General features: G+C 51.8%; 18 protein-coding genes and 1 tRNA gene. 18 read left to right on the forward strand and 1 reads right to left on the reverse strand.

Going from position 1 to position 19,703, the window contains the following annotated elements:
- Window positions 1-30: 30 nt before the first annotated feature.
- The gene (gene rpoN / locus G598_RS0103980; RefSeq protein ID WP_026765840.1) at window positions 31-1,404 is read left to right on the forward strand and encodes an RNA polymerase factor sigma-54; all 1,374 of its coding nucleotides are present in this window, start codon (window positions 31-33) and stop codon (window positions 1,402-1,404) included.
- 4 nt (window positions 1,405-1,408) lie between these two features.
- On the opposite strand, the gene G598_RS0103985 is transcribed toward rpoN, so the two are convergent.
- Window positions 1,409-2,257, reverse strand: a complete 849-nt coding sequence (locus tag G598_RS0103985; protein WP_026765841.1) for an AraC family transcriptional regulator — start codon at window positions 2,255-2,257, stop codon at window positions 1,409-1,411.
- A gap of 149 nt (window positions 2,258-2,406) precedes the next feature.
- On the opposite strand from G598_RS0103985, the gene G598_RS0103990 reads away from it, so the two are divergent.
- From G598_RS0103990 to G598_RS0104070, 17 genes are all read left to right on the forward strand, one after another.
- Window positions 2,407-2,733, forward strand: coding sequence for a hypothetical protein (locus G598_RS0103990; RefSeq protein ID WP_026765842.1), 327 nt, complete (start codon window positions 2,407-2,409; stop codon window positions 2,731-2,733).
- Window positions 2,734-2,918: 185 nt separating this feature from the next.
- Entirely contained in the window at window positions 2,919-3,986 is a 1,068-nt protein-coding gene (locus G598_RS0103995; RefSeq protein ID WP_272867094.1) for a type II asparaginase, read from the forward strand.
- A gap of 251 nt (window positions 3,987-4,237) precedes the next feature.
- A tRNA-Leu gene (locus G598_RS0104000) sits at window positions 4,238-4,322 on the forward strand.
- Window positions 4,323-4,679: 357 nt separating this feature from the next.
- On the forward strand, window positions 4,680-6,509 hold the full coding sequence (glmS, locus tag G598_RS0104005) for a glutamine--fructose-6-phosphate transaminase (isomerizing) (protein WP_026765844.1): 1,830 nt from the start codon (window positions 4,680-4,682) through the stop codon (window positions 6,507-6,509).
- 159 nt (window positions 6,510-6,668) lie between these two features.
- Window positions 6,669-7,739 carry an ABC transporter ATP-binding protein gene (locus G598_RS0104010; protein WP_026765845.1) on the forward strand — a complete coding sequence of 357 codons (1,071 nt, stop codon included), beginning with the start codon at window positions 6,669-6,671 and terminating at the stop codon, window positions 7,737-7,739.
- Window positions 7,732-8,574 (forward strand): ABC transporter permease, encoded by an 843-nt coding sequence (locus G598_RS0104015; protein ID WP_026765846.1) that lies wholly within the window; start codon window positions 7,732-7,734, stop codon window positions 8,572-8,574. Before G598_RS0104010 ends, G598_RS0104015 begins: the two co-directional genes overlap by 8 nt.
- A complete protein-coding gene (locus G598_RS0104020; protein ID WP_245582750.1) occupies window positions 8,571-9,371 on the forward strand; it encodes an ABC transporter permease in 801 nt (266 codons plus the stop codon). Before G598_RS0104015 ends, G598_RS0104020 begins: the two co-directional genes overlap by 4 nt.
- A complete protein-coding gene (locus G598_RS0104025) occupies window positions 9,371-10,438 on the forward strand; it encodes an ABC transporter substrate-binding protein (protein ID WP_026765848.1) in 1,068 nt (355 codons plus the stop codon). The genes G598_RS0104020 and G598_RS0104025 overlap by 1 nt, the downstream gene beginning before the upstream one ends.
- A gap of 77 nt (window positions 10,439-10,515) precedes the next feature.
- A complete protein-coding gene (locus G598_RS0104030; RefSeq protein ID WP_026765849.1) occupies window positions 10,516-10,959 on the forward strand; it encodes a hypothetical protein in 444 nt (147 codons plus the stop codon).
- A 234-nt stretch (window positions 10,960-11,193) separates the two neighbouring features.
- Entirely contained in the window at window positions 11,194-12,102 is a 909-nt protein-coding gene (locus G598_RS0104035; protein ID WP_026765850.1) for a class I SAM-dependent methyltransferase, read from the forward strand.
- A 20-nt stretch (window positions 12,103-12,122) separates the two neighbouring features.
- On the forward strand, window positions 12,123-13,283 hold the full coding sequence (locus G598_RS0104040) for a trans-sulfuration enzyme family protein (protein ID WP_026765851.1): 1,161 nt from the start codon (window positions 12,123-12,125) through the stop codon (window positions 13,281-13,283).
- Window positions 13,284-13,299: 16 nt separating this feature from the next.
- Complete coding sequence (locus G598_RS0104045; protein WP_026765852.1) at window positions 13,300-14,214, forward strand: PLP-dependent cysteine synthase family protein; 915 nt, start codon at window positions 13,300-13,302, stop codon at window positions 14,212-14,214.
- 2 nt (window positions 14,215-14,216) lie between these two features.
- Window positions 14,217-14,579, forward strand: coding sequence for a NifB/NifX family molybdenum-iron cluster-binding protein (locus G598_RS17010; RefSeq protein WP_051179916.1), 363 nt, complete (start codon window positions 14,217-14,219; stop codon window positions 14,577-14,579).
- Between the two features lie 26 nt (window positions 14,580-14,605).
- Window positions 14,606-15,469 carry a radical SAM protein gene (locus G598_RS0104055; RefSeq protein WP_026765853.1) on the forward strand — a complete coding sequence of 288 codons (864 nt, stop codon included), beginning with the start codon at window positions 14,606-14,608 and terminating at the stop codon, window positions 15,467-15,469.
- A 50-nt stretch (window positions 15,470-15,519) separates the two neighbouring features.
- Complete coding sequence (nifH, locus tag G598_RS0104060; RefSeq protein WP_026765854.1) at window positions 15,520-16,377, forward strand: nitrogenase iron protein; 858 nt, start codon at window positions 15,520-15,522, stop codon at window positions 16,375-16,377.
- Window positions 16,378-16,392: 15 nt separating this feature from the next.
- Window positions 16,393-17,979, forward strand: coding sequence for a nitrogenase component 1 (locus G598_RS17015; protein WP_051179919.1), 1,587 nt, complete (start codon window positions 16,393-16,395; stop codon window positions 17,977-17,979).
- Window positions 17,972-19,339, forward strand: coding sequence for a nitrogenase component 1 (locus G598_RS0104070; protein WP_026765855.1), 1,368 nt, complete (start codon window positions 17,972-17,974; stop codon window positions 19,337-19,339). Before G598_RS17015 ends, G598_RS0104070 begins: the two co-directional genes overlap by 8 nt.
- The last annotated feature ends 364 nt before the right edge of the window (window positions 19,340-19,703 follow it).

The raw sequence follows: 19,703 nt of genomic DNA on the forward strand, positions 1-19,703 counted from the left end.
GCGCCTATTCATTGAAGGAGCGTTTTTCCCATGCATCAGGAACAAGCATTAAATATGAATCTCTCGCAGCATCTGGCGATGACCATGAAGCTGCAGCAGGCCATTCAGATTCTGCAGCTGTCGGCGCAGGATTTGAAGGCTGAGATAGAAAAGGAATACTTGGAAAATCCCGCTCTGGAGATGGAATACGGCGATGGCGCCGATACGCGGCAGATGGAGAACCTGCGGGCGGAGAATATTTCGGCTTTAGCCGAGTACCTCGAAGGGGACGGCAATAGCTCTAATGGCGGTTTTAGCGACGCCAGTTCCCGCGAACATGTTTTTGAATCGGCTACGCCGGTCAGTACAACCTTGGAGCGGGAGTTATTGGAACAGGCTGAATTTGCCTTTCAAGCGGAAGAAGATTTGGCCGTTGCGACCTTCATCATCGGCTCGATTGACGATTGGGGCTATCTGACCCTGCCGTTAAAGGAAATCGCCGCCACTATGCAGGTGACGGCGGACAAGGCAGAACGTGTTTTGAGCGTCATACAGACCTTTGAGCCGTTGGGCGTTGGTGCCCGCGATTTAGCAGAGTGTTTGCGGATTCAGGCCAAGGCCTTGGGCATTTATGAGGGGCTGGTGGCTGCCGTTATCGACAAGCATTTGCCGGAGGTAGCTGATGCCCGCATTAAGGAGATTGCTGCGGCGGAAAACTGCAAGCCTGCCGATGTGCAGGTGGCCGTGGATATCGTCCGCAAGCTCGACCCCAAGCCCGGCAGTGCCTATGGCGGGGAGGCGGCCAGCTATATCACGCCCGATGTGGTGGTGACGAAGACTGCGAACGGCTATCAGGTGAACCTCAACGATACCTATATTCCACAACTCAAAATATCCTCCATCTACAAAAATGCCGAGGAATACGACAAGGACACGCAAACGTACATCAACAAAAGGCTGAGTGCCGCGTCCTGGCTCATTAACAGCATTGAACAGCGCCGCAGCACCATCAAGAAAGTGGTGGAAGAAATCGTGCGCGTGCAGCAGGACTTTTTGGAACAGGGCATGAAAAAACTCCACCCCCTGACCATGCAGGAGGTGGCTGATGCCATCGGTGTCCACGAGTCCACAGTCAGCCGTGCGGTGGCCAATAAATATGCCGAACTGCCGGGGGGGATTATCGCCTTGCGCAAGTTCTTTACGGCGAATCTGGCCAAGAGCGGCGATGGCGAGGATTTCATTGCCAGCCAGGCCAAGGCGGTCATCAAGGAGCTTATTGAGGGCGAAAATCCGCAAAAGCCCCTGAGTGACCAAAAGCTTTGTGAACTCTTAAAAACAAGAAAGATGGATATTTCCCGCCGCACGGTCATGAAATACCGCGAGGCTTTGGGCTATCCATCTTCGGTAAAGCGCAAGCGCTATTAAGCTGTTATTTCTTCCGGTAGTCGCGGGGCGTGCATTTGAATCGCTCCTTGAAGGCGCGGGAGAAGGTGGAGTAGTCGGAAAAGCCGACTTCCTCACAGATATTGGTGATGGACATATCCGTTTTGAGCAGGTCGCGGGCTAAAAGCAGGCGTTTGCTGCGGATATATTGGTGAATGCCGTAGCCGGTATCGGCCTTGAACTTGCGCATAAGGTAGAACTTGCTGATATAGGCTTTAGCCGCCAGGTCATCAATGGCGAGATCTTCGGCCAGATGGGCGTTGATATAAGTGATGATTTCCTGGATTTTGGGGTCATAGCTCGTGCTGACCAAGCCGGAAAGTTCATGTTCATGGAGTGAGCGATTCAGCAGAATCATAAATTCAATAAAGGTGATTTCCGTAAGCAGTCCGTTGGCAAATCCTTGCCCACGGGCTGTTTTTTCGAGTTTGTCCATATGAAAGAGCAGGTCATGGCTCGTGCCGGGCGGCTGGTGCATGACGCTGCTGTTTTCGCGGGCATAGGCAAAGCACTGAGAGAGGTCGGCATGCTCACTATCCTGTTCCTGCCAGCGGTGCAGAAAATCCGGTGCCACATAGATGACAATGCGCTCGTAGTCCTTGCTTTCATCGGTGAAGATGGGGCAGTGAATCTCGCCTGCGGTCACGAAGACAATGTCCCGCGGCGCCAGATGATAGGTTTTGCCTTCGATGACATAATCCACGGCACCGTCCAGAAACATAATGATTTTATGAAAATCGTGATAGTGAAAGGGAATGGGCTTTAAGGCCGCGTCCTTTAGGCGGAACACGCGAAAATCGCTGATGAGATAGCCCTTTTTCTCATAATCGCTCATCGAATCACCTCATGGCTGTAATTTATTCTAGTATAGTACATTATTTGCAATATTGAAAGCATAATTTCATCTTTTATTGCAAATATGTACTTGCTATAATATGGACAGTGAAAAAAACGAGACGGAAGTCAGAAAGGCCGGTGAGCAGGATGTTGTTAGTTCGTTTGTATCGTGTGGAGGATAGGGAAGTCATGGTTATGGATGGTACGCAGGGCTTCATGCCGGAGACGGGCGCTGTCCGCTTGCTGGCCAGCCGTGAATTGGGCGTGGGTGCTGACCGCGTACTGGTTTACTGCGGCAAGCAGTATCAACAGGGCTTTCGTGCCTTTGCCGCCGATGGCCGTGAAAATGAGCTTACGGCAGCCGACGTCCTGCTCCTTTCCCGTCAGCAGGCCGATATCGAAGTGCGCCTGACGGATTATTTCGTGGGCCGTATGCGCCAGGCAGATGCGGAAAAACTGGCGGCAGCCTGCTAAAAAGGAAATAGAATCCCAAATAACAGAGAAAAATAAAATCCGATAAAAGCCTATATTACGATAAAAATAGTTTATATAGGTTTTTATCGGATTTTGTCGTATTCATTAGAAATAGAGATACAATCCGTCCATAGGTTTATTGTTGCAATCTGGGGAATATTGCAACCGGTAAAGGAGGAATTTTTGTGAAGGTAAGAGTAACCGCGATTCTGATGACCTTGGCAATGCTGCTGGTGGGGGTACAATGTGCCTTTGCTGCGCAGGCAAAACCAAACATCAAGATTCTGGCAACTGGCGGAACAATTGCCGGAAGTGCCGCATCGGACACGGCAACGACTGGCTATAAAGCTGGTGCACTGGGCATTGATGTACTCATCAATGCTGTGCCGGAAGTCAAGAATTATGCCAATGTATCCGGTGAGCAGATTTGCAGCATCGACAGCAAGGACATGACCAATGATGTCTGGCTCAAACTGGCTAAACGCTGCAATGAACTGCTGGCCAGCAAAGATGTCGATGGCATTGTCATCACCCACGGTACGGATACGCTCGAAGAAACGGCGTATTTCCTGAACCTGACGGTCAAGAGCGAAAAGCCGGTAGTCATCACCGGTGCTATGCGTCCGGCTACGGCAATCAGCGCGGATGGCCCGATGAATCTCTTGAATGCTGTGCGCGTAGCTGCGGATAAGAAATCTGCTGGTCATGGCGTGCTGGTGGTACTCAATGACACCATCAATGGTGCCCGCGACGTGACCAAGACCAATACCACTTCTGTGGATACCTTCAAAGCTCCGGAACTCGGTGCCTTTGGTTATGTGAACGATGGCGTGCCCGAATTTTATCGCGAATCCACGCGCCTGCACACGACCAAAAGCGAATTTAATGTGAATAACCTTAATGCACTGCCGTATGTAAAGGTTATTTATGGTACGGCTAATGACGATGCCCTGTTCGTAGATGCAGCCATCAAAGGCGGCGTTAAAGGCATCATCTATGCTGGTACGGGCAATGGCTCCGTGCACAAAGATGCTGAAGCAGCGCTGGCAAAAGCAACGGCTGCCGGCATCGTTGTAGTCCGCAGTGCCCGTGTAGGCAATGGCTCCGTCATTCCGGCTGAACAGTCCTATATCGACTATCACTTCCTGGATGGCGATTCCCTGAATCCGCAGAAAGCACGTGTGCTGCTGCAGCTGGCACTCACCAAGACGAACGACCTCAAGGCAATTCAGGATATGTTCCACAAATATTAAGCAACAGCTAATTCCCCAATGTGTATCAGGGTGCGCAGCTAACCGATTAAGTTGGCTGCGCACCCTTTTCTGGATATGCAAAGCCTAAGGCGGGCGGGGAGGTGATGGCTTTCGGCAGCGTTTGACAAGCCTGTCTAAGCGGACGGAAGTCATCACCTCCCCGCCCGCCGCCTTGCAGCACGACAAAAAGATATTGACAAATTGGCATTTATCAACTATAATTAATGCCGTTATCTTGTAAAGTAGATAATGCGGATGTGGCGGAACTGGCAGACGCGCTGGATTTAGGATCCAGTGCCGCAAGGCGTATGGGTTCGACCCCCTTCATCCGCACCAAATGAACGTAGAGCGATGGCTTTTGGGCTGTCGCTTTTTTGTTACAATTTTTTCGTGTATTGACTTATTGCTTGCTATCGGTTACAATAGACGAGTGCTTGTTAAGAAATGCACAAAGTAAGAAGAAATCCAGAGTGAATAATCCTGTTGTTCTGGTGTATGAAAAGGACGTAAGTTCTAGCGCAAGTTCTGAAAGCGGTGCGTGCTTTCAGAAGACGAGGAGAAGGTTGTCGAAATGTCAGCGGATGCCTTCCGGCTTGCTCGGCCGATAAATGCAAACGAAAGTCCTGTCGTGAGGCGGGAAACAAGGATGCAGGGAGCGCAGCAGGATAGTACAATTTCATAGGAGGTACTATTATGTGTGGTATCGTAGGTTATGTCGGTGACAAAGAGGCAGCAAGCTTCCTGCTTGAAGGTTTGGCTAAGTTGGAGTATCGTGGTTATGACTCCGCAGGCATCGCTGTCTTTGACGGAGCGAAAATCGGCGTGGAAAAGAGTGTAGGGCGTCTTGCTGCACTCCGCGACAAGCTCAAAGGTCATGAGCTCAAGGGCACGATGGGTATTGGTCATACCCGTTGGGCAACGCATGGCCGTCCGTCTGACAAGAACTCCCATCCCCATACGGATTGCTCCGGGGATTTCGTGGTGGTTCACAACGGCATTATCGAAAACTACCTGTCCTTGAAGGAAGAACTTATCGAGAAAGGTCATAACTTCAAGTCTGAGACGGATACGGAAGTAGTGGCTCACCTTATCGAAGAAGTCTACAATGGTGACTTTGTGGCTTCTGTCCGCGAAGTTCTGCGCCGGGTTGAGGGTTCATATTCCTTGGTATTTATGAGCAGCAAGCATCCCGGTACGCTGATTGCGACCAAGCAGGATAACCCGCTGGTTATCGGCGTTGGCGAAGGTGAAAACTTCATCGCTTCCGATATTCCCGCTATCATTCAGCGCACCCGCCGCACTTACATCCTGAACGATGGTGAACTGGCTGTTATCACGAAGGACAGCATCAAGATTTCCAACCGTCAGGGTGAGCCGGTGACCAAAAAGATTTTCGAGGTTAACTGGAATGCTGAAGCTGCGGAAAAGGGCGGCTATGAGCACTTCATGCTCAAGGAAATCCATGAACAGCCGAAGGCTGTCCGTGACACCATGAGCCAGCGTATCGCCAAAGACGGCAAGACCATTGTGATGGACGAGCTGAAATGGGACGCTGACTATCTCAATTCCTTCAATAAGATTTATATCGTGGCCTGCGGCACGGCTTATCATGCCGGCATGGTGGGCAAATACTATATCGAAAAACTGGCGCGTACGGTTGTAGAAGTAGACGTTGCTTCCGAATTCCGTTATCGTGAGCCGATTGTGGATGAAAACACGCTGTTCATCGCGGTTTCTCAGTCTGGTGAAACCAGTGATACGCTGGCCGCTATGAAAGAATCCAAGCGCCTCGGCGCTAAGACGCTGGCCATCACCAACGTGGTTGGTTCGTCCATCGCCCGTGAAGCTGATCAGGTGCTTTACACCTGGGCTGGCCCGGAAATCGCTGTGGCTTCCACGAAGGCTTACACGACGCAGATTGTGCTGTTCTTCATGCTGGCACTCTACATGGCTGAAATCAAGAAGACGGTTGCTCCGGAACGTGTAGCCGAACTCATTGCTCAGCTGCAGAAGATTCCGGCACAGATCAGCGAAACGCTGTCTGATGTGGAACCGTTGAAGACCTTTGCAAAACGCTATGGCTTCAATGATGATGTGTTCTACATTGGCCGTGGTCTGGATTACCATGTAGCTTTGGAAGGTTCCCTGAAGCTCAAGGAAATTTCCTATATCCATGCCGAAGCTTATGCAGCCGGCGAACTCAAGCACGGCACGCTGGCCCTGATTGTGGAAGGCGTTCCCGTTATCGCTCTGGCTACGCAGAAGAGCGTTTACGAAAAGACTTTGTCCAACATCAAGGAAGTCAAGGCGCGTGATGCAGTCGTTATCGGTATTGCTACCGAAGGCGACGAGGAACTGGAAAAATATGTTGACCATGTGATGAAGGTTCCCGAAACGGATGAACTCGTTATTCCGATTCTGACCGTTGTTCCCCTGCAGCTCCTGGCATACTATGCCGCCATCACTCGTGGCTGCGATGTGGATAAACCGCGTAACCTGGCTAAGTCCGTTACAGTTGAATAAAATTCGTTCTAATGATAAGAGGATGTGCAATAAAAATGCGCACCCTCTTATTTTTTCTTAGTATTTTTGCAGGATTCGTGATAAAATATACTTCGGCGCCATTTTTGGCGGTAGCCCTATGGGGCAAATATCTATAGAAGAAAGTGAAAGGGACGATAAATGGAAAAAGAACTTTTGCGTCTTGAACGCGTCAACAAAAGCTATGATGGTCGGCAGATTCTTGAAGACCTGAATTTAACCATTCACGAGAATGAATTTGTGACCCTTTTGGGCCCCTCGGGCTGTGGTAAGACCACGATTTTGCGCATGATTGGCGGGTTTGAAACCCCCGACAGCGGCAAAATTTGGTTTGATGGGCAGGATATCACGAACCTTCAGCCCGAAAAGCGGCAGGTTAATACGGTGTTTCAGAAGTATTCCCTGTTCTCGCATATGGACGTGGCGGAAAATATCGCCTTTGGCCTGAAACTCAAGGGGAAAAGCGCAAGTTACATTCGCGATAAGATAAAATATGCCCTAAAGCTCGTGAACCTCGACGGCTATGAACATGCCCGGGTTACGCAGATGTCCGGCGGTCAGCAGCAGCGCATTGCCATTGCCCGCGCTATCGTAAACGAGCCGAAGGTATTGCTGCTCGATGAACCGTTATCTGCACTGGACCTCAAACTGCGGCAGAATATGCAGCGGGAACTCGTGAAAATCAAGCGGGAGCTCGGTATTACCTTTGTGTTCGTCACCCATGACCAGGAAGAAGCGCTGTCCATGTCGGATACCGTAGTGGTCATGAATCAGGGCTGGATACAGCAGATTGGTACGCCGGAGAACGTGTACAATGAGCCGGAAAATGCGTTTGTAGCCGACTTTATCGGCGACAGCAACATCATTGACGGCATTATGGTGCGGGATAAGCTCGTGCACCTTTTGGGCAAGGATATTCCCTGCATCAACACGGGCTTTGGCGAAAATGTTCCCGTAGATGTACAGATTCGCCCAGAGGATATTCAGATTTGTGTGCCCGAGGAAGGACAGTTCACCGGCAAGATCAAGCAGGTTGTCTTCAAGGGGACGGTCTATGATATCACCATTGAAGCCGGCGGCTTTGAATGGCTGGTGCAGACCATTACCGGTCATGAGCAGGGCAAAGAGGTGGGCATTAAACTTGCCGCTTCCAATATTCAGATTATGGCGAAGCCCGAATCGGAAGACGAGGAGGCGGTGAGCGATGAATGAACGCCTTTCCAGCCAGCGCTTTCTAGCCTTGCCTTTCGGTTTATGGGCGGTGCTCTTTATCGTGCTGCCGCTGTTTTTTGTCCTTTGGAACGGACTAAAAGACGTGGACGGCGGCGTTACGCTCGTGCATTTGCAGACGGTACTTCAATGGGAGTATTTGAAAGCCTTGGGGCTGTCGGTGGAACTGGCACTTATCAGCACGTTTATCTGTCTGGTGCTGGCTTATCCGCTGTGCCTTATCCTGCGGGAGCGTAAGGAGAGCCGGGGGCTGTTGGTATTTTTGCTCTTTTTATTGCCCCTTTGGATGAATTCGCTGCTTACGACGATGGCCTGGCAGACCATTTTGGAAAAACATGGTCTTATCAATATGTTCCTGCAATCGCTGGGGTTGCAGGAAGTGCATATCATCAATACACCGCTGGCCATCATCATCGGTATGGTCTACAACTTTCTGCCCTATATGGTGCTGCCCCTCTATGTGGCGATTAACCGCATAGACAACAGCATCATCGAAGCGGCGCGGGATTTGGGCGCCAATCCTTATCAGACCTTCCGGCGGGTGCTTTTGCCCCTGTCTATGCCCGGGATTGTCAGCGGTTCCACCATGGTGTTTATCCCCGCGCTGACCACGTTCGTCATCAGTGCTTTGCTGGGCGGTAACAAGGTTTTGCTCGTGGGCAATATCATCGAACAGGAATTCACGGCGGCTTATGACTGGCAGCTTGGCAGTGCGCTGTCCATGGTGCTCATGGTCTTCATCATCTTGAACATTCTGTTGGAAGCCTTCACCGATAATGGCGAAACGGCGCGGCAGACGAAGAAAGGAAGGGCATGATGCAGAAAGTAAAGAATTTTTATCTGGGCGCGATTGTGGCCTTCCTCTATGCACCGATTGTGGTACTGATTGCCCAGTCCTTCAACGCCAGCCGTTATCGGGGGCAGTGGACGGGCTTTACCTGGGAATGGTATGAAAAGCTGGTCGAGAGCGAGGAAATCTTAAATGCTTTTTCCAATACCCTGACCATTGGCGTGACTTCGGCGGTTTTTGCTACGCTGCTGGCGCTCGTTACGGCGCTGGGCATGCGAAAGATGGGACGGCAGAGCCGTATGCTCATGCGGGGGCTGGCCAATATCCCCTTGCTCAATGCCGATATCGTTACGGGTATTTCCCTGATGCTGCTCTTTTTGGGCTTGGGTTTGCGTCTGGGCTACGATACCATTTTGCTGGCCCATATCGTCATCAGCCTGCCTTATGCGATGCTCTGCATTCTGCCGCAGGTGCTGTCCATGGATAATGTTTATTATGAAGCGGCGCGTGATTTGGGTGCAGCGCCGGTGCAGGCCTTCCGCAAGGTCATTTTGCCGGAGCTTATGCCGGGCATTGTGGCGGCGTTCCTGCTGTCCTTTGCCATGAGTGCCGATGATTTTATCGTGACCTACTTTACCAAGGGCGCGGGAATTGAAACCCTGACCACGGAAATTTATTCGGAGCTCAAACTGGGCGTGCATCCGGAAATGTATGCGCTGTCTACGCTGTTCTTCTGCGGCGTATTGGTCTTTGCGGCACTTTTGATGCTCAATTATAAGGTGATTACCCGTTACCGTCAGGCGGAGAAAAGGGGGCAGGCATAATGAAGAAACTTCTGTTGACCCTGCTGCTCATTTCCTCTTTCCTGGTAAGTGGTTGCGATATGTTTGCCGAGGAGGAAGACGAGAGCGCAGATGTGCTCTATGTCTACAGCTGGGGCGATTATCTCAGTGAAGATGTTATCAAGCAGTTCGAGGAAGAAACGGGTATCAAGGTGGTGCTCGATGAATACGACACCAACGAGAGCATGTATCCCCGCATTGCCGAAGGCGCAGAGGCCTATGATGTGCTCTGTCCTTCCGATTACATGATTAACAAGCTCATCCATAATGACCTGCTGCAACCGCTGAACTTTGCACAGTTGCCTAATGCAAAAGCCAATATCGACCAGGACTTTTTTGACCAGTCAAGGGCCTTTGATAAGGAAGGGAAATATACCGTTCCTTACTGTTGGGGCACGGTAGGTATTATGTATAATACGAAGCTGGTAAATGAGCCGGTGGACAGCTGGAAAATCCTTTGGGATGAAAAGTATAAGGACAATATCCTGATGCAGGATTCGGCCCGTGATGCCATTATGGTTCCGTTGCGGATTCTGGGTTACTCCATGAATACCACCAATGAGGACGAACTCAAAGCGGCAAGAGATATGCTGATTCAGCAGAAACCTCTGGTGCAGGCCTATGGTGTGGACGATATCCGCGATAAGCTGAGTTCTGGCGAAGCGGCCTTGGGCGTTATCTTTTCCGGTGAAGCCATCAATCTGATGAAATCCAACCCGGATTTGCGCTTCCAGCCGGCACCCAAGGAAGGTACGAATGTCTGGATAGATGGCTGGGTCATTCCGAAAAATGCCCGCCATGTGGAAAATGCTCACAAGTTCATCGACTTTATGTGCCGTCCGGATATTGCGGCGGCAAACTTCGAGGAACTGGGTTACTCTACACCGAATACTGCGGTGCGAGAACTGGTGGAGGAAGATTTGGGCGAGTATGTCGATACGGCCTTTCCACCCGAAAACGTTTATAAAGGCCAGGAATCTTACAGCTATTTAGGCGAGGCTTTGGATAAACTCTATACAAAACTTTGGCTGCAGGTTAAAGTTGAATAAATAAAGAAGGAAAAACAGCTCTTTTGTTGAATAATCTATAGTATGGATAAGAGATCAATAAAAGGAGCTGTTTTTTTATGAATATCAAAGCAGAAGTTTTCAACAAGTATTTGGAAGAAAAGAAAATCGAAGCTTTTCAGGTGGAAGAAGTAGCCGATGATGCGCAGAATACGGTGGCGTACCGCTCGCATATCGTGGTAGAAGGCCAGCAGCTGCCGACACTGGTGCTTTTGGATGACAGCGTATTCTCCATGATTCGCGTGCAGATTTCACCTAAGGCGCTCACGGAGGAAAATGAACTCAAGGTTCTGCGTATGGCAAGTGAGCAGAATATGAAATATAAGCCGTTTAAGATGTATTTTGACCAGACGGGCGCATTGATTCTCGATGTTTGTCTGCTGACTACCGGCAAAGAGGAAAAAGATTTCTCCGATTTGGGCGATGAAATCTATGGCATGTTTGATGTGCTGATTAAGTTCCTGGAAGAAAATTATCGTGGCTGGATGAAGGAAATTTGGTAAATTTTATTATACCTATTGACATGATGGGTGTAATAGTGTAACATAAGGTCAACGTCAAAAAGACGAATGAACTGACTGGATAACCAGAGGTTCTGCGCAAGGGTATTCCCTGCGCAGAACCTCTTTTTGTTTATTTTGGGAAAGGGTGTAGCGATTATGAAGTGTATCTGTTGCAATATTGGCAAGATTCTGTTGAAATTTGAACGAATGTGGATTTAACGGGAGGGATTGTTCATGATTGCCGCGCAGGAAAGTATGACCGCCAAGCTTTGCTCCTTTGCCCGGGCTTATCATTCGATGCTCGGAAAGAACAAGATTTTTGATGATTATCTGGCCTATGACATCATCGGCAAAGATGCGTATGACGAGATTGGCAGCCTGCTCAAAGGGCAGGTGGAGGCGGCAGGCCAGTTGCCCCGCTACGGGTTTGAGAGCTTGCTCGTGTTCGAGGAGATGGACCATTATTTCTCGCCCATTGCCCTGTCACGGATTGCCTTTGCCGAGAGGGCCTTGGACCGGTTTGCACGCAACCGCGCCAGCTGCCAGTATGTGATTTGCGGAGCGGGGATGGATACCTTTGCTTTCCGCAACACGGATGAAGCGGTGCAGATTTTCGAGCTGGACCACCCGGATACGCAGGCGTACAAACTGCGGCGTATTCATGAACTGCGTTGGGAGGTTCCACCCAATGCGCATTATGCGGCTATTGATTTTGAGCAGGATGACTTGGGACGGACGCTTTTGCATAGCGGCTTTCATACGTCGGAACCGTCATTTTTCTCCCTGCTCGGCGTTTCCTACTATCTGACCGCGGAAGCCTTCCGCGAGTTCGTGCGCAGCGTCAGCATTCTCGCCTCGCCGGGCAGTCAATTTGTTTTAGATTTCCCCGATGAATCGACCTTTGAGCCGGATTCGACCTCAAGGGTGCGGCGGTTGGCGCAGATTACCGAACAGCTCGGCGAACCGATGCGGCATGGTTTCTCGCTTGCGGAAATGCGGGAGATTCTGGCAGGCGAAGGCTTTGTTATCCGCAATCACGAATCACCGGCGGATATTCAGCGGCATTTCTTCGCTGACCGTACCGACCATCAGCAGGCGATGGAAAATGTACACTTTATTCTCGCGGAAAAGAGACGACAATAACTTGATAAAGGATGATCAATATGTGTAAACAGAAATTTAACACCGCCCTGATTCACGGCGGGATTGATGGGGACAGCCGGACAGGCGCGGTAAATGTGCCCATTTACCAGACCTCGACATTTAAGCAGGACGGTTTGGGGGAACTGCGGGAGGGGATTTGGGAGTATTCCCGCACAGGCAATCCGACAAGGGCGGCGCTCGAAGCCCTGATTGCCCAGCTCGAAGGCGGTGAAGCCGGCTTTGCTTTTGCGTCGGGGATGGCGGCAATTACGGCGGTATTGAGCCTATTCCAAAGCAATGTGAAGATTCTTCTGTCGAGCAATGTGTATGGCGGCACCTTCCGCGTGCTGGACAAGGTGTTCAGCCGGTTCAATCTGACGTATTCGCTGGAAGATACGACGGATTTGGCGGCGCTCGAAAGGGAGTTTACGCCGAACGTCAAGGCCATCATCATTGAAAGTCCGGCTAATCCTTTGCTGACCATCACCGATATCCGGGCGGTGGCGGAAATCGCTCACCGTCATGGGGCGCTCGTGATTGTAGACAACACGTTTATGACGCCGTATCTGCAGCAGCCGTTGGCTTTGGGCGCGGATATCGTCGTCCATAGCGCTACGAAATATCTGGGCGGGCACAGCGATTTGGTCGCAGGTCTTGCCGTGGTCAAGACGCGGGATTTGGCAGATAAGCTCGCCTTTGTGCAGAATTCCACTGGGGCGGTCTTAGGGCCACAGGATGCGTTCCTACTGATTCGGGGCATCAAGACTTTGGCGGTACGCCTTGACCGTCATGTGGAAAATGCCGCCTATTTGGCCGACTGGCTGGCGGGCAATCTGGAGGTGAAGAAGATTTACTATCCGGGGCTGACCAGTCATATCGGCTACGAAATCAATCAGCAGCAGGCGAAAAACGGCGGCGCGATGATTTCTTTTGAACTGGCAGAAGGGCATAATATCCGCAAGTTCTTCAAGGCGTTGCAGCTTATCGCCTTGGCGGAAAGCCTGGGCGGTGTGGAAAGCCTCGTCTGCCATCCGGCAACCATGACTCATGCCGCCATTCCACGGGAAACGCGGGAGAAAATCGGCATTACGGATAATCTTATCCGCCTGTCGGTGGGCATTGAGGATAAGGCCGATTTGCTGGCGGATTTGAAACAGGCCATTGAGGAAAGCCGTATTTAACAGGGGGAGCGTAAGCATGCACTATTATCAGTCGATGCAGGAGCTCATCGGGCATACGCCGCTCGTTGAGCTGACACATTTTGAGTTGCCGGAGGGCGTCCGGCTGTTTGCCAAATTAGAATTATGGAATCCCGGCGGCAGTGCCAAAGACCGTGTAGGCAGGGCGATGATTGCCGACGCTGAGGCCAAGGGGCTGTTAAAGCCCGGCGGAACCATTATCGAGGCTACGGCAGGCAATACAGGCCTGGGCATTGCCTATGCCGCGCTGAACCATGGCTATCGCGTAATCTTCGTGGTGCCGGAGAAATTTTCCGTGGAAAAGCAGACCTTGATGAAGGCTTTGGGGGCAGAGCTGGTGCATACTCCCAGAGCGGGCGGCATGCTCGGCGCGGCGGAAAAGGCAGAGGAACTGCGTCAGCAGATTCCCGGAGCCATTACGCTGAAGCAGTTTGAAAATCCCGCCAATCCCCGTGCCCATTACGAAACGACCGGGCCGGAAATCTATGCCGACCTGGACGGGCAGGTGGATTACTTCGTCTCCGGGGCGGGCAGCGGCGGCACGTTTTCGGGCGTTATGCGCTACCTGAAAGAACAGAATCCGGCGATTACGGGGGTACTTGCGGACCCATATGGTTCCATTATCGGCGGGGGGGCGCATGGTGATTATGAAATTGAGGGGATTGGCAATGATTTTATTGCGGCAACGATGGACACATCGTTTATCGATAAGGTCTATAAGATTAAAGATGAAGAGGCTTTGGCTGGCGTAAGGCAGCTCGCGGGCCGGGAGGGAATCTTCGCGGGAAGTTCGAGCGGTGCAGCCTTGGCGGCGGCGTTGAAACTCGCGCATTCTGGCATTCAGGGCAATATTGTCCTGCCGGTTATTGACCGTGCGGAGCGCTACTTCAGCAAACATATTTTGGAGGGATGACGATGTCCTATCGCATAGCCTTGGCATCCAGTGACGGCATGCATATTGACCGTCATTTTGGCGCCAGCGATGGCTTTTTGATTGTGGAGGTGACCCAAGATGGCACCTTTTTGGAGGTTGAACGGCGGCAGGTAAAAGCCCCTTGTCAGCATGGTTATCACGATAATGGGGCGATGCTGGAAGCCGTGCAGGCATTAAGCGACTGCCGCTATGTGGTGGCGGAGGCCATTGGCCCCGGTGCACAGAAGGCACTCGAACGGCAGGACATCCTGCCACTGGAGATTGACGGTCAGACGGTGGATACGGCTGTGCCGAAAATCCATGATTATGAAGTGAAGAAACAACAGGCAAGTGTAGCGTATTGAGGAGTTAAACGAAAGGGGCTGTCGCTATGGATGAAAAGCGGGTCAGGGAGCTGCACCCATGCTTTGGAGCAAAGCAGCACAGGGGGCGTATCCATTTGCCGGTATGCCCCGGATGTAATTTGGAATGCCGTTTCTGCGACCGTAAGATTAACGATGTGGAAAACCGACCGGGGGTGACTGCGGCGGTTATTCAGCCGGATGAAGCGGTCATGTATATAGAGCGGGCGCTGCAGTTCTGCCCGGAACTCAGCGTGGTGGGCATTGCGGGGCCGGGGGACACCCTGGCGTCCGACAGGGGCTTAGAGACGTTTCGCCTGATTGGCGATAAGTTCCCGCAGCTCCTCAAGTGCATGAGCACCAATGGGCTGCTTTTAAGCGAGCGGGCGCAGGACGTCATTGATGTGGGCATCGATACGCTGACGGTCACGGTCAATGCCGTAGACCCGGCGATTGAAGCCCAAATGATTAATGGGCTGGTCTATCATGGCAAGCGTTATACCGGTGAGGAAGCCGGAGCGCTCATTATCAAAAATCAGCTCGCAGGTATCCGCAAGGTGGCTGCCGCCGGTGTGGTGGTCAAGGTTAATACCGTGCTCGTCAATGAAATCAACCGTTTCCATATCGGCGCGATTGCCAAGGCAGTCAAGGAAGCAGGGGCAACGATTTATAACATCATTCCGCTGATTCCGCAGCATGACCTGAAAAATTGCGAAGCACCGAGCTGTGTGGATTTGGCGGTGGCGAGAAAAGAAGCAGGCAAATACATTGATGTATTCCGCCACTGCCAGCATTGTCGCGCAGATGCCGTGGGGGTACCGGGGAAAAACAACTTTAGCCAGGAAGTGTATAAGGGGCTCTTGCAGGCGAAAGAAACCTTTTCCCACGGTTGATTATAGAGTCAGAAAACAGTTGTATATGGACAGAAGGGGAGTTTTGAATTATGGCAAAAGAAGGCTTACGTCAGATTGCAATTTACGGCAAAGGCGGTATCGGTAAATCCACGACCACGCAGAACCTTACCGCCGGCCTTACGGAACTGGGGAAAAATGTCATGGTGGTCGGCTGTGACCCCAAGGCGGATTCCACCCGCCTGCTGTTGGGCGGCCTTGCGCAAAAGACGGTACTCGATACGCTCCGCGATGAAGGGGAAGAAGTGGAGCTGGAGAGTATTTTGAAAACTGGTTTTGGCGGCACCCGCTGTGTGGAATCCGGCGGCCCGGAACCGGGAGTCGGCTGTGCCGGACGCGGCATCATCACATCCATCGGTCTTTTGGAGCGTTTGGGCGCTTATACGGATGATTTGGACTATGTGTTCTATGACGTTTTGGGTGACGTGGTCTGCGGCGGCTTTGCCATGCCCATTCGCGAGGGCAAGGCCAAGGAAATCTACATCGTAGCGAGCGGCGAAATGATGTCCCTCTATGCGGCGAACAATATCTCCAAGGGCATTGCCCGCTATGCGGAGAAAGGCGGCGTGCGCCTGGGCGGCATCATCTGCAACAGCCGCAATGTTGACCGTGAACTGGAACTATTGCGTGCCTTTGCCGAGGAACTGGGCACCCAGCTTATCCACTTCGTGCCGCGTGACAATGTGGTACAGCATGCAGAAATCCACAAGGAAACGGTCATCCAGTACAAGCCGAAGGCCCATCAGGCAGACGAATACCGGGAACTGGCGCGAAAAATCGAGGAAAATGAACTGTTCGTCATTCCGAAGCCCATGACGCAGGACCGCTTGGAGGAAATCCTGCTCGAATACGGCTTGATGGACAACGTGGAAGACGATTATCGCATTTGACGGGAGGGAGAGCTTATGCCAAAGAAAATCAATCTGGATATTGCCTCCGTCGAGCAGCGGGAACAGCGCTTAGGTACCATTATCGCCTGGGATGGCACCACCGAAGAACTGCACAAGCAGTCCAGCTATGAACTGCGTGGACAACGGGAGCGGGGCGCAGGCTGTGGCGGCAACTGCCGCCTGTGCGAGCTGTCGGGGCCGTTTACGCAGGGCTCGGTCTGCAGTGAGCAGATGGTGGAATGCCAGGCAGGCAATGTCCGCGATGCGGTGCTGATTCAGCATGCACCCATTGGCTGCGGCGGCGGACAGACCGTCTACAACAACATTTACCGCAATGGTCTGGTCATGCGCGGCTATAAGGCCGAGAATCTGCGCATCATCAACACCAATCTGATTGAGAGCGACATGGTGTTCGGTGCGGCAGACAAACTACGCCAGTCCATTGACGATGCCTTCGAGCGCTATCAGCCACAGGCAATCTTTGTCGCCTCCTCCTGCGCTACGGGGATTATCGGTGAGGATATCGAAAGCATTACGGATGAGAAGGAAGCAGAACTGGGGATACCCGTGGTGCCGCTTGCCTGCGAAGGTTTCCGGTCCAAGCACTGGAGTACCGGTTTTGATGCCACGCAGCATGGCATTTTGCGGCAGATTGTACGCAGAAACCCCACGAAAAAACAGGAGGATTTGGTCAATGTCATCAATCTTTGGGGCTCGGATGTCTTTTCGCCCATGTTGGCGCACTTGAATCTGCGGGTAAACTATGTCGTGGATTTGGCTTCGGTGGAAGAATTGGCACAGATGTCCGAAGCGGCGGCCACGGTGGGCTTCTGCTACACCTTGTCCTCCTATATGGCGGCAGCCTTGGAGCAGCATTTCGGCGTGCCGGAGGTCAAGGCGCCCATGCCATACGGTTTTGCGGGGACAGACGCGTGGCTGCGGGAACTGGCGAAAGTCACCCATCGGGAACATCTGGTGGAAAAATTCATTGCCGAAGAACACGCCCGTGTCAAGCCGAAGATTGAGGAACTCAAGAAAAAACTCAAAGGCGTCAAGGGCTTTGTCGCTACGGGTTCTGCCTATGCGCATGGGCTTATACAGGTCTTGCGGGAGTTGGATGTGGAAGTGGACGGCTCGCTGACCTTCCATCATGACCCGGTTTACGACAGCGGCGACCAAAGAGAGGATTCGCTGGGCCATCTGAATGAGCATTATGGGCAGGTCAAAAACTTCCATGTGTCCAACCGCCAGCAGTATCAGCTCTATGCCTTCTTACAGGAAAACAAGCCGGACTTCCTGCTGATTCGCCATAACGGACTTGCGCCGCTTGCTTCACGTTTAGGGATTCCTGCCGCGCCTTTGGGGGATGAACATATCGCTGTGGGCTATGATGGCATTGTGAATCTGGGCGAAACCATTTTGGAAATTTTGGCGCACAAGAAATTCCATGACGATATCAAAAAACACGTCAAACTGCCGTATAAGAAGTGGTGGCTGGAACAGAAAGATGCCTATATTCTCGCCAAGCACCCCGAACTGGTGAAATTTGACGCGGACGAATATCGCGCCGAGCAGGAACGAAAGGAGGCAGCCCATGCCTAAGATAAAAAAGGACAAGAACGGTCAGACCAATTCCATCAATCAGGTGCGCTACGGCTGTGCCCTGGGCGCGATGCATTCGGTCAGCGCAATTCCGGGAGCCATTCCCATCACCCATTGCGGCCCTGGCTGCGTGGACAAGCAGTACATGAGTCTGTCGTTTTACAACGGCTATCAGGGAGGCGGCTATTCCGGCGGTGCGGTACCGCCCAGCTCCAACCTGCAGGAAAAGGATGTTGTCTTTGGCGGCGCCAAGCATCTTGACCAGCTGATTGAGGCATCGCTCAAAATACTGGAAGGGGATTTGTTCGTCGTGCTCAACGGCTGTATTCCCGAAATCGTCGGCGATGATATCGGAGCCGTGGTGGCACGTTATCAGGAAAAAGGCGTGCCCATTGTGTCTGCTGAAACCGGCGGCTTTAAGGGTAACAACTTCACGGGTCACGAAATTGTCACCGAAGCGATTATCGAACAGTATGTGGATAAATATGCTCAGGACAAAGAGACGAAAAAGAAAGGCTTAATCAATGTCTGGTCGGAACTGCCATTCCAAAATACCTTTTGGCGCGGCGATTTGACGGAACTCAAGCGCATTCTGGAAGGGGCGGGCTGGGAGGTTAACATCCTCTTTGGCTATGGTTCCAAGGGCGTAAAAGAATGGCTGACCATTCCCAATGCCGAGTTCAATCTGGTGGTCGGCCCCTGGCTGGGCTTAAAGACAGCCAAACTTTTGGAGCGCAAATACGGTCAGCCCTATCTGCATCAGCCGGTACTGCCCATCGGTGCCAAGCAGGTGGCTGAATTTTTGCGGGCGATTGCTGAATTTGCCAAGGAAAATGAAGTGCAGACCGAGCACTTTATCAAGCAGGAGGAAAAGGAATACTACTATTATCTGGAATACTTCACGGACTTTTACGCCGAATACTGGTGGGGCCTGCCCGCGGTTTACTCCGTAGTCAGCGATGCTGCCTATAATCTGGCTATCAATAAATTCGTGGTGAATCAGTTAGGACTTATTCCGGGCAAGCAGATTATCACCGACCATACGCCGGAAAAATATCATGAGGCCATTCGGGCAGAATACCAGAAACTCGCCGAAGACGTGGGGGCTGAGGTGGAATTTGTCGAAGACGGCTATATCGTCAATCAGCTGCTAAAACAGGAAGATTACGGACATAAACCGCCGGTCATCTTTGGTACCAGTTGGGAACGCGATACCGTTAAGGAATTGAACGGACATATCGTGGAAGTCAGCTATCCCGTGTCCTATGATGTGGTGCTGAATAAAACCTATATTGGCTACCGGGGAGCATTAACGCTTTTGGAAACCATATTTACTACGGCGATTAGTAAATCGGCATAAAAGGTCAGTGGATAATCACTGGCTAAATATCGGCAGGAAACTCCGTTGCTGCAATAAGCAGCAACGGAGTTTCCTGTGTAAATTGCAGTTTGCCAGTGCGTTTAGTTCGTGCTGAAGGTATCCTGTTCATACGTGGGCAGGGGCGAACGGGGGAGTACTTTTTCTGATTCCGCTAAACGACCCTCCCTGAAAGAAATCGCTGTTTAGCTATATGCGCCGGGCAGGCCGGCGGCGCGTCTTTCAACGTGCTTTCTAGTTGCTGACTGCGTCGGGCCGGCCTTCACTGCGTTCAGGCAGTCGCTCCTACAGAAAAAGCACTCCCCCGTTCGCCCCAAGTTACGGATTAGCCCATTGCCACGGACTC

This window comes from Selenomonas ruminantium subsp. ruminantium ATCC 12561 (genome assembly GCF_000424065.1).
Classification (GTDB): Bacteria; Bacillota; Negativicutes; order Selenomonadales; family Selenomonadaceae; genus Selenomonas_A; species Selenomonas_A ruminantium.